The sequence below is a fragment of the Mycobacterium sp. SMC-4 genome (genome assembly GCF_050205565.1).
GTDB lineage: Bacteria > Actinomycetota > Actinomycetes > Mycobacteriales > Mycobacteriaceae > Mycobacterium.
In genome coordinates, this window is record NZ_JBNMQU010000001.1 from 951894 (window position 1) to 962848 (window position 10955).

Genomic DNA, 10955 nt, shown 5'->3' on the forward strand with positions numbered 1-10955 from the left:
CATGACCAAATCGGTGTTCATCACCGGAGCCGCCACCGGCATCGGGCGTGCGACCGCACTGTTGTTCGCGCGCCGCGGTTACATCGTCGGCGGGTACGACATCGACGAGGACGGACTGCGTGTCCTGGCCGCCGATGTCACTGCACTGGGTGGCACGCCTGTGGTCGGGCACCTCAACGTCACCGACGCCGACGAAATGGCTCGGCGACTGGGCGAGTTCGTCGACGCCGCCGGGGGCCGGCTCGACGTGTTGATCAACAACGCGGGCCTGCTCAACGCCGGACGGTTCGAGGAGATTCCGCTGGAAGTTCACCAGCGGGAGATCGAGGTCAACGTCAAGGGCGTGGTCCACGGATTGCACGCCGCGTTCCCGTATCTGAAGGACACTCCGGGCGCGGTGGTGGTGAACCTGGCGTCGGCGTCGGCGATCTACGGGCAGGCCGAGCTGGCCAATTACAGCGCCACCAAGTTCTTCGTGCGGGCGCTCACCGAGGCACTGGACCTCGAGTGGGGTCGCTACGGCATCCGGGTGATCGACATGTGGCCGCTGTACGTGAACACCGCGATGACCAAGGGCGTCAGCACGGGAACCACCCAGTCACTGGGCATCAGGCTGACCGCCCAGGACATCGCCACCGACATCCTCGCCGCGGTCGATGCCCCCTGGACGCGCCGGCTGGTGTCCCAGGTGCACTTCCCGGTCGGCGTGCAGGCCAAGGCGCTGGCCCTCGGGGCCCGGTTCTCGCCGGCCTGGCTGACCCGGCTGGTCAACAAGCGGTTGGCCGGCAGCTAACTCTGTCGGTCGTCTGGCAGATCCGCGGATCTGCTCGATCGTGCCGCCCGCGCCGCGCGCATCACATAAACGTGACCATCATCACAGGCAGCCCTTCACGCAGGTCCCGGCGCGTTTTTCCGCCCAAGAAGGGCGATCGGCCAACCGCTCGGTTGGGATCCGGTACGGAATTACCCGCGCGCGTCTTGCGTTGAGGTTACCGAGCGGTATAGTTAAGCCCCAGTTACTGGTGGGTAACTTAAGTGAAGTACCCAACCATAGGGCAGTTCTCGACGAGGAGTAACCCGTGAGCCATTACAAGAGCAACGTTCGTGACCAGGTATTCAACCTGTTCGAGGTCTTGGGTGTCGACAAGGCGCTCGGTCAGGGCAGCTACGCAGACCTCGACGTCGAGACTGCCGGCGAGATGCTGGGCGAGATCGCGCGTCTCGCCGAAGGCCCGGTGGCCGCCTCCTTCGAAGAGGGCGACCGCAATCCCCCGGTCTTCGACCCCAAGACCCACACCGTGACCCTGCCCGAGGGGTTCAAGAAGTCCGTGCGCGCCGTCGTCGAAGGCGGCTGGGACAAGCTGTCGGTCAGCGAGGAACTCGGCGGCACCCCGATGCCGCGCGCGCTGTCCTGGGCCCTGCAGGAACACATCCTCGGCGCCAACCCCGCGGTGTACATGTACGCGATGGGCGCCGGATTCGCCGACATCTTCTACCAGCTCGGCACCGAGGAACAGAAGAAGTGGGCCAAGCTCGCCGCCGATCGCGGTTGGGGCTCGACCATGGTGCTCACCGAGCCGGACGCCGGCTCGGACGTCGGCGCCGGTCGCACCAAGGCGGTGCAGCAGCCCGACGGCACCTGGCACATCGACGGCGTGAAGCGGTTCATCACCTCGGCCGACTCCGATGACCTGTTCGAGAACATCATGCACCTGGTGCTGGCCCGTCCCGAGGGCGCCGGCCCGGGCACCAAGGGTCTGTCGCTGTTCTTCGTGCCGAAGTTCCACTTCGATCCCGAGACCGGCGAGCCGGGCGAGCGCAACGGTGTGTTCGTCACCAACGTCGAGCACAAGATGGGCCTGAAGGTCTCCGCCACGTGTGAACTGTCGCTGGGCCAGCACGGGACACCGGCCGTCGGCTGGCTGGTCGGCGAGGTGCACGAGGGCATCGCGCAGATGTTCGACGTCATCGAGCAGGCCCGAATGATGGTGGGCACCAAGGCCATCGCGACGCTGTCCACCGGCTACCTGAACGCGCTGGAGTACGCCAAGTCGCGCGTGCAGGGTGCCGACCTGACCCAGATGACCGACAAGACCGCGCCGCGCGTGACCATCACGCACCACCCGGACGTCCGTCGCTCGCTGATGACGCAGAAGGCCTACGCCGAGGGTCTGCGCGCCCTGTACCTGTTCACCGCGACGCATCAGGACGCCGAGGTCGCCAAGACGCTGTACGGCATCGAGCCCGAACTGGCCGTCAAGGTCAACGACCTGCTGCTGCCGATCGTCAAGGGTGTGGGTTCAGAGCAGGCGTACGCCAAGCTGACCGAATCGCTGCAGACCTTCGGCGGTTCCGGCTTCCTGCAGGACTACCCGATCGAGCAGTACATCCGCGACGCCAAGATCGACTCGCTGTACGAGGGCACCACCGCCATCCAGGCGCAGGACTTCTTCTTCCGCAAGATCGTCCGCGACAAGGGTGTGGCGCTGGGGCACGTCGCCGGCCAGATCGAGCAGTTCGTCAAGAACGAGTCCGGCAACGGGCGCCTCAAGGCCGAGCGGGCCCTGCTGGCCACCGCACTGGCCGACGTGCAGGCGATGGCGGCCACGCTGACCGGTTATCTGGTTGCGGCGCAGGAGAACCCGGCCGAGATCTACAAGGTCGGCCTGGGCTCCGTGCGCTTCCTGATGAGCGTCGGCGATCTGGTCATCGGCTGGCTGCTGCAGCAGCAGGCGGCCGTCGCGATCGACAAGCTCGACGGCGGGGCAGACGGTGAAGACCGCGCCTTCTACGAAGGCAAGGTCGCGGTGGCGTCGTTCTTCGCGAAGAACTTCCTGCCGCTGCTCACCAGCACGCGGTCCATCCTGGAGAACCTCGACAACGAGGTCATGGAGCTGGACGAGGCGGCGTTCTAGACAGCCGCTTCGGACCCGAGACGCCCCCGGACTCTTCCCGGGGGCGTCTTGCGTTCGGCGGTGGGTCCGGCGAGTCCCATGGGCCTCACATATCCGCGAAATTCAGAGAAAGTGCGAGAAGGCCTCTGAAAAACGTGGATATCTGAGGCGCGTGTGACGAGCGGAGACGGTGTTGAACGGCTATCCCGCGGACTCGGCGGCCCGCAGCAGCGCACGCGTGCGGGCCCGGCCCTCGGGCGAGCTGTCGAACGTGGCCCCGACGAACTCGTCGACCCCCGCGGCGGCCAGCTCGTCGAGCCGCGCGGCCACGGTGTCCTCGTCGCCGATGATCGCGGCGTCCTCGGGACCGGCGAAGCCCTCCCGGTCCAGCATCGCGCGGTAGGACGGCAACGTCCCGTAGACGGCGAACTGCTGGGCGGCCAGCCGACGCGCGCCGTCGACGTCGTCGGTGACCGCCACGGGCAGCGCCGCGACGACGCGCACCGATCCGGCCGGGCGGCCGGCGTCGGCGGCGGCTTGCCGCAAGGTCGGGTTGACGTGGTCGCGCAGGGTGGCCGGACCGGTCATCCACGTGCAGGTGCCGGCCGTGCGCCGACCCGCCAGCCGCAGCAGCTGCGGGCCGAGCGCGGCGATGTAGACGTCCGGGGCGGCGGCGCCGGGGATCATCAGCGCGCCGCGGGTGGTGACCGTCTCGCCGGTCGCGTCGGCGGGCTGCCCGGCCAGCAGCGGCAGCAGCCCGTCCAGGAACTCACCCAGCCGGCGCACCGGCTTGTCCCACGGGATGCCCCACATGCCCTCGGTGACCGCCGCGTGCGTCATACCCAGTCCGAGGGTGAACCGGCCACCCGAAATCAGGCTGAGCGTGAGCGCGCGCTGCGCCATCAGCATCGGATGCTGGTTCTGGATGGGCACCACACCGCTGGCGGCCTCGATGCCGTCGACTTCACGCAGCGCCACGGCCAGGACGGTCAGCAGGTCGGGCTCGTAGGGCAGCTGGCTCAACCAGACTCGCCGAAACCCCTCGTCACGCAGTTGTGCCAGGTAGTCGACGGTGGCGTCAACGGGCGAATCGAAACCGCTGAGCTGTCCGAACATGCTGATCTGCATGTCCCAAAAGTAGTGCCCCGTGTTGCCGTCGGGTCGGGGGGTCAGACGGCAACACGGAGCTATCCCATGTATCGAAGGGCTACCCGCAGGCGTTACACGGTCAGGCTTCGAGAATCGCCGTCACGCCCTGGCCGCCCGCAGCGCAGACGGAGATCAGGCCGCGGACAGGCTGGCCGGTCTCTGCCTTCTTCTCCGCCAGCTGCTTGGCCATCTGGGCAACGATGCGTCCGCCGGTCGCGGCGAACGGGTGCCCGGCCGCCAGTGACGAGCCGTTGACGTTGAGTTTGGCCCGGTCGATGGAGCCGAGCGCGGCGTCCAGCCCGAGGCGTTCCTTGCAGTACTCCTCGGACTCCCAGGCCGCCAAGGTCGCCAGCACCACCGAGGCGAACGCCTCGTGGATCTCGTAGAAGTCGAAGTCCTGCAGTTTCAGACCGTTGCGGGCCAGCATCCGCGGCACCGCGTACGTCGGCGCCATCAGCAGGCCGTCGCGACCGTTGACGTAGTCGACCGCGGCGGTCTGGCTGTCGACGAAGTAGGCCAGCACCGGGATCGAGTGCTCGGCGGCCCACTCCTCCGACGACAGCAGCGCCACCGACGCGCCGTCGGTCAGCGGCGTCGAGTTCCCGGCGGTCATCGTCGCGTCACCGTTGCGCACGCCGAACACCGGCTTGAGCTTGGCCAGCTTTTCCGGCGACGAGTCCGGTCGCAGGTTGTTGTCGCGGTAGACGCCGAGGAACGGCGTCACCAGATCGTCGAAGAACCCGCGGTCGTAGGCGGCGGCCATGTTGCGGTGGCTGGCCGCGGCCAGCTCGTCCTGGTCGATGCGCTTGATGCCCATCTCCTTGGCGGTGACCGCCGCGTGCTCGCCCATCGACATGCCGGTGCGGGGTTCGCTGTTGACCGGAATCTCGATACCCAACGATGCGGGCAGTTTGCCGACGAGCTTGAGGCGCTCGACGTTGGACTTGGCGCGGCGCAGCCCGAGCAACACGCGGCGCAGGTCGTTGCCGATCGCGATGGGTGCGTCCGAGGCGGTATCAACACCTCCTGCCGCCGCCACTTCATATCTCCCGTGGGCGATGCCGTCGGCTGCGGAGATCGCGGCCTGCAGACCGGTACCGCACGCCTGCTGCAGATCGAACGCCGGCGTGTACGACGACAGGGAGCTGCCCAGCACGCACTCGCGCATCAGGTTGAAGTCGCGGCTGTGCTTGAGCACCGCGCCGCCGATCACCGCGTCGAGCTTCTCGCCCTGCAGGTTGAACCGCTCGGCCAGCCCGTCGAGGACCGCGGTGAACATGTCCTGGTTGGACGCGTTCGCATACGCGCCGTCGGAACGCGCGAACGGGATTCGGTTTCCTCCGAGGATGGCTACCCGGCGGGTGGAGTTGCTGTCGGCCACGTCTGCCTCCCGGCTTGCTCAAGGGGTGTTGAGAGTCATACTACCCACCGTTCTTACTCTGGAGTAAGTTCGTGAGGGATGCGACAGTGCTGGGTAACCCGTCACCGTCGCACTAGGACTACCCGGATCTCACCCAGGTCATCAGAAAGGCAGCGTCGTGGCTTCCGATCTCCTCTCGCAGGTCGTCAACTCCGGGCCGGGCTCATTCCTGGCCAAGCAACTCGGTGTCCCGCAGCCCGAGCCGCTGCGCCGCTACCAGCCCGGCCAGTCGCCGCTCGAGGGGTCGGTGTTGATCGGCGGGGAGGGCCGCGTCGTCGAACCGTTGCGGGCGGCGCTGGCCGAGGACTACGAGGTCGTCTCCAACAACCTCGGCGGCCGGTGGGCCGACCGGTTCGCCGGACTGGTGTTCGACGCCACCGGCATCACCGAGCCGGCCGGACTCAAGGCGCTCTACGAGTTCTTCACCCCCGTGCTGCGCAACCTCGGCCGCTCAGCGCGCGTCGTCGTGATCGGAACCACCCCCGACGAGATCGACGCCGTGCACGAGCGCACCACCCAGCGCGCATTGGAAGGGTTCACCCGCTCGCTGGGCAAAGAGCTGCGCAACGGGTCGACCGTCTCGCTGGTCTATCTGCATCCCGACGCCAAACCCGCCGCCACCGGACTGGAGTCCACGCTGCGGTTCATCCTGTCGGCCAAGTCGGCGTACGTGGACGGGCAGGTCTACCGCGTCGGCGCGGCCGACTCCGCCCCGCCGGCGGACTGGGACAAACCGCTCGACGGCAAGGTCGCGTTGGTCACCGGCGCGGCGCGCGGTATCGGCGCGACGATCGCCGAGGTGTTCGCCCGCGACGGCGCCAAGGTGATCGCGGTGGACATCGAGGGCGCCAAGGACGCGCTCGACGAAGTGGCCCAGAAGGTGGGTGGCACCGCGCTGGCGCTCGATGTCACTGCCGACGACGCCGTGGATCTGATCACCGCGCACGTCAAAGAGCACTACGGGGGACGGCTCGACATCCTGGTCAACAACGCCGGCATCACGCGAGACAAGCTGCTGGCCAACATGGACGAAGGTCGTTGGGACTCGGTGCTGGCGGTGAATCTGCTTGCGCCACTACGGCTTTCCGAGGGCTTGGTGGGCAACGGCACGCTGGCCGACAACGGCCGCATCATCGGGCTGTCCTCGATGGCGGGTATCGCCGGCAATCGCGGCCAGACCAACTACGCCGCGACGAAGGCCGGCATGATCGGCCTGACCGATGCGCTGGCACCGCAGTTCGCGGAGAAGAACATCACCATCAACGCGGTGGCGCCCGGGTTCATCGAGACCAAGATGACCGACGCCATTCCGCTGGCCACCCGTGAGGTCGGCCGCCGTCTGAACTCGCTGTTCCAGGGCGGTCAGCCGGTCGACGTCGCCGAGACCATCGCGTACTTCGCCAGCCCGGCGTCGAACGCGGTGACCGGCAACACGATTCGGGTGTGTGGACAGGCCTGGTTGGGCGCATGAGCAGCAGCGATCAACCCTCCGCGCTGCGGAACCTGGCCCTGGCGGCTGCGGGCGCACTGCCGTTCGTCCCGCGCAGCGACACACTGCCCAACCGCAGCCTGACCGTCGACGAGTTGCGCATCGACCCGGCGACGGTGGCCGAGTACTGCCATGTGACCGGGCTGCGGTTCGGCGACACGGTGCCGGTGACGTATCCGTTCGCGCTGACCTTCCCGACGCTGATGGCCCTCATCACGAGCTTCGACTTCCCGTTCGCGGCAATGGGTTCGGTGCATCTGGAGAACCACATCACCGCGCACCGCCCGATCGCGGTGTCCGACGTCGTCTCGGCGACGGTGCGCGCGGAGAACCTGCGCGAGCATCGGCGGGGCCTGCTGGTGGACGTTCTGACCGACGTGAAGGTCGGCAATGATCTGGCGTGGCAGCAGGTCGCCACGTTCCTGCATCAGCAGCGCACCAGCTTGTCCGACGAGCCCAAGCCGCCGCCGCAGAAGCAGCCGAAGCTGGGCCCGCCCAACGCGGTCCTGCACGTCACGCCGGGGCAGATCCGCCGGTACGCGTCGGTGGGCGGGGACCACAATCCCATCCATACGAATGCGTTGGCGGCCAAGCTGTTCGGGTTCCCGACGGTCATCGCGCACGGAATGTTCAGCGCCGCAGCGGTACTCGGCAACGTCGAAGGTCAGCTGCCGGATGCGGTCAAGTACTCGGTGCGGTTCGCCAAGCCGGTGATCCTGCCCGCGCGCGCCGGCCTGTACGTCGACCGCCGCGGCGACGGTTGGGAGCTGACGCTGCGGCACCTGACCAAGGGACACCCGCACCTGACGGGCACCGTCAGCCCGCTCTAGTTCGGCGCGCGAGAGTGCGCCTCGCTGTAGTCGGCGCGCGAGAGTGCGCCCCGCTGTGGTCGGCGCGCGAAAGTGCACTCAGCGTCGCTGACAGACCGGCACCACTACCGTGCGGGCACTTTCGCGGAGGTGCGGGCACTTTCACGCCACTTTTACGCCAGGTGCGAGCCAACCGGCGCTACGCCACCGGCCCCGAGAGTGCGCCCCGCTGCAGTCGGCACGCGAAAGTGCACTCAGCGTCGCTGACAGACCGGCACCGCTACCGTGCGGGCACTTTCGCGGAGGCGCGGGCACTTTCGCGCCACTTTCACGCCAGGTGCGAGCCAACCGGCGCTAAGCCACCGGCCTCGAGAGTGCGCCCCGCTGCAGTCGGCACGCGAAAGTGCACTCAGCGTCGCTGACAGACCGGCACCACTACCTTGCGGGCACTTTCGCGGAGGTGCGGGCACTCTCGCGGAGGTACACGCCAGCCGGCGCTAAGCCACCGGCCCCGACTCGCTCGGCGCTCCTTTGAGGCCCCGCCAGAACAGGTTGATCATCAGTTCGGCGGCCTCGTCGGCGTCGGCATCGCCGGTGCTGACGCGCGCGGCGATGGCCTCGCCGGCACCCACCAGTGCGACGGCCATCATGTCGAAATCGGTGTCCGGGCCGGGGTGGCGCGTGCCGGAACGCAGCAGCCGGCCGACCAGTTCGATGATGCGTTCGCGGCCTTCGCGCACGGTGTGGGAGAAGCGTTGCGAGCTGGTCGCCTGCGTGTAGAGCACCATCCAGGACGCCCGGTGCTCGTCGATGTATTTCAGGAACGCCAGCACCGCGCTGCGCAACAGCTCCTTGGGCGGGTCGTCGAAGTCGATCTTGCTGCGGACCTCCTCGACGAACCGGCCCAGCTCACGGTCCAGGCACGCGCCGAACAACTCCTCTTTGGAGCCGTAGTAGAGGTACAGCATCGGCTTGCTGATCTGCGCTTCGGCCGCGATCGCGTCCATGGACGTCTCGTGGAAGCCGTTGACCGAGAAGATCTCCACGGCGGCGTCGAGCATCTGCTGTTCGCGGACAGCACGCGGCAAGCGCTTGGTTCCACCCGCCATGATCGTGCCTTCCCTGCGCGGTCCCGACTGTGCGGGCGACCGGTCTACCCCACACAGGGTAATCAGCAGCTCGGAGACCGCCCCTTCATGGCCGCGATCCGCATCACCGCGCCGTCGACGTAGGACATCGAAAGCTCGCCGGACTCCACGGCGCTTTCCAGCCGCTCGAGCACCGCGGGCACCTCGGCGGTGGTCAGCCACAGCGCCACGTCGGCGCCGGCCTGCAGGCTGCGCAGCACCGCGTCGGCCACACCGAACCGGTCGGAGATCGCGCGCATGCCCGACAGGTCGTCGGTGAATATCGGGCCGTTGAACGGGGGGCCGCCGTAGTCGCCCGAACGCAGCAGACCGTAGGCCTGGGGGCTCAGGCTGGCCGGTTCGCTGCCGGTCAGGCCGGGCACCGTCATGTGCCCGACCATGACGCCGACCGGCGCCTGGGTGGTCAGCGATTGGTACGGCACCAGGTCGACGGCCTTGAGCTGGTCGAGCGGCGGGGTGGTCACCCCGGTCGTATGAGAATCGCCGGATGCGCTGCCGTGGCCCGGGAAGTGTTTGAGGACGGGCAGTACCCCGGCTTCGCGCAGGCCGCGCGCGTAGGCGCCGGCGAACTCGGTGACCGTGGTGGGGTCCGAACCGAACGCTCGGTCGCCGATCACCGAACTGGCCGATGCGTCGGTGACGTCGACGACCGGGGCGAAGTCCACGGTGATGCCGAGCCCGCGCATCTTGCGGCCGCGGTCCAGGGCGATCTGATACACCTCGTCGGCCGAGCGGGTCTGCGCGAGCACGCGCGGCGCGGGTTGGGTGCCGATGATCGACGACAGCCGCGAGACGCGGCCACCTTCCTCGTCGACGCTGACGGCCAGCGGGAGAGGCGCGGCGGTTGCGGCGATGTCGGCCAGCGAGCCGTTCGACAGCATCGACAGGTCGGTCCAGCTGCCGACCATGACGCCGCCGACGCGATGGGTGTCGACGACAGCGCGGGCGTCGGCGGCCCCGGTCACGCCGACCATCAGCAGCTGCGCGAGCTTGTCCCGCGTCGACATCGCCGCGACCGCGGTGGCCGGGTCGCCGCACACCGGCGCGGCGGGCATCGGCGGCGGGGCCTGCGGCACCGCCGTGGCGGCCTTGACCACCCGCGAAGACGGCTCCGGCGGGGGCGAGACATCGACGCCCGAGGAGCAACCCGCCAGTAGGGCGACCGCGCTCAGAGCGCCTATCAGGGATTTCGGCATCGTGACCGACGTCGGTGGCACAACCATCGTCTGCGACCATAGCGGCAACCGATGCTGCGATCTATGCCCTCCGAGGTGCGCGCCGCCCAATATTGTGGACCCAACACCGAGAGCGAAGGGGGCGCGACGATGCCGTCGGCGAACAACGACAGGGACGCCGGACAGAAGAAGACCGTCATCGTCATCGCCTTCGACGGGTCGCCCACCGCGCGCCGGGCCGTGCATTACGCCGGCCGTTTCCTCTCCGCCGACCGTGCCATCCTGCTGACCGTGTGGTCGCCCCTGGATCGCGGCTCCGAGGCGGTGGCGTCCTACGACCTCGACGGACCCCCGGATCCGGTGCCCGCCGACGAGATCGACATCGCACTGGCCGAGGCCCAGCGGATCAACGAGCAGGGCCACGAGTTGGCGACAGCGGCCGGCCTACCGGTCGAGCCGCTGTGCGTGGCCCAGACCTACACGGTGTGGCAGGCGATCATCGACGTCGCCGACGAGGTGGACGCCGACCTGATCGTCACCGGGACCCGCGCGACCACGGGTTTCCGCTCGCTGATCCAGTCCAGCGTGGCCGATCACGTGCTGCGTCGGGGCCACCGACCAGTGCTGATCGTGCCGCCGGCGCCGTGATGCGAGGCCGGGGTCACCCCGGGCCGTCGTGCTAGTTTGTGGCCCATGGATCGGTTTCTCGTGCCCGCCGCCGCCAGCCTCGTCGTCGGCCTGCTGCTGGGCGCGGCTGCTGTCTTCGGGGTGACGCTGATGGTGCAGCAGGACACCAGGCCTCCGCTGCAGGCGGGCGATCCGGCGTCGTCGGTACTCAACAGGGTGGAATACGGCGACCGAAGCTAGCTCT

Annotated in this window: 10 protein-coding genes; 6 read left to right on the forward strand and 4 right to left on the reverse strand. The window is 68.4% G+C overall.

Annotated features, from left to right (window positions below; translation table 11 throughout):
• Nucleotide 1: 1 nt before the first annotated feature.
• On the forward strand, nt 2-793 hold the full coding sequence (locus ACQI46_RS04570) for an SDR family oxidoreductase (RefSeq protein WP_427092728.1): 792 nt from the start codon (nt 2-4) through the stop codon (nt 791-793).
• A gap of 286 nt (nt 794-1079) precedes the next feature.
• Nucleotides 1080-2915: an acyl-CoA dehydrogenase gene (locus ACQI46_RS04575; RefSeq protein ID WP_427092729.1), complete on the forward strand. Its 1836-nt coding sequence runs from the start codon at nt 1080-1082 to the stop codon at nt 2913-2915.
• Between the two features lie 180 nt (nt 2916-3095).
• On the opposite strand, the gene ACQI46_RS04580 is transcribed toward ACQI46_RS04575, so the two are convergent.
• Complete coding sequence (locus ACQI46_RS04580; RefSeq protein ID WP_427092730.1) at nt 3096-4022, reverse strand: TIGR03564 family F420-dependent LLM class oxidoreductase; 927 nt, start codon at nt 4020-4022, stop codon at nt 3096-3098.
• Between the two features lie 100 nt (nt 4023-4122).
• A complete protein-coding gene (locus tag ACQI46_RS04585) occupies nt 4123-5424 on the reverse strand; it encodes an acetyl-CoA C-acetyltransferase (protein ID WP_427092731.1) in 1302 nt (433 codons plus the stop codon).
• A 157-nt stretch (nt 5425-5581) separates the two neighbouring features.
• Here ACQI46_RS04585 and ACQI46_RS04590 point away from each other — a divergent pair, with 157 nt between their 5' ends.
• Nucleotides 5582-6934 carry a 3-oxoacyl-ACP reductase gene (locus tag ACQI46_RS04590; protein WP_427092732.1) on the forward strand — a complete coding sequence of 451 codons (1353 nt, stop codon included), beginning with the start codon at nt 5582-5584 and terminating at the stop codon, nt 6932-6934.
• Nucleotides 6931-7782, forward strand: coding sequence for a MaoC/PaaZ C-terminal domain-containing protein (locus ACQI46_RS04595; protein ID WP_427092733.1), 852 nt, complete (start codon nt 6931-6933; stop codon nt 7780-7782). Before ACQI46_RS04590 ends, ACQI46_RS04595 begins: the two co-directional genes overlap by 4 nt.
• A gap of 476 nt (nt 7783-8258) precedes the next feature.
• Here ACQI46_RS04595 and ACQI46_RS04600 read toward each other — a convergent pair whose 3' ends face one another.
• Nucleotides 8259-8870, reverse strand: a complete 612-nt coding sequence (locus ACQI46_RS04600) for a TetR/AcrR family transcriptional regulator (protein ID WP_427092734.1) — start codon at nt 8868-8870, stop codon at nt 8259-8261.
• A gap of 62 nt (nt 8871-8932) precedes the next feature.
• Nucleotides 8933-10132, reverse strand: coding sequence for a glycoside hydrolase family 3 N-terminal domain-containing protein (locus ACQI46_RS04605; RefSeq protein ID WP_427092735.1), 1200 nt, complete (start codon nt 10130-10132; stop codon nt 8933-8935).
• 102 nt (nt 10133-10234) lie between these two features.
• On the opposite strand from ACQI46_RS04605, the gene ACQI46_RS04610 reads away from it, so the two are divergent.
• Nucleotides 10235-10732, forward strand: coding sequence for a universal stress protein (locus ACQI46_RS04610; protein ID WP_427092810.1), 498 nt, complete (start codon nt 10235-10237; stop codon nt 10730-10732).
• A 45-nt stretch (nt 10733-10777) separates the two neighbouring features.
• The gene (locus ACQI46_RS04615) at nt 10778-10951 is read left to right on the forward strand and encodes a DUF2613 domain-containing protein (RefSeq protein WP_370486902.1); all 174 of its coding nucleotides are present in this window, start codon (nt 10778-10780) and stop codon (nt 10949-10951) included.
• The last annotated feature ends 4 nt before the right edge of the window (nt 10952-10955 follow it).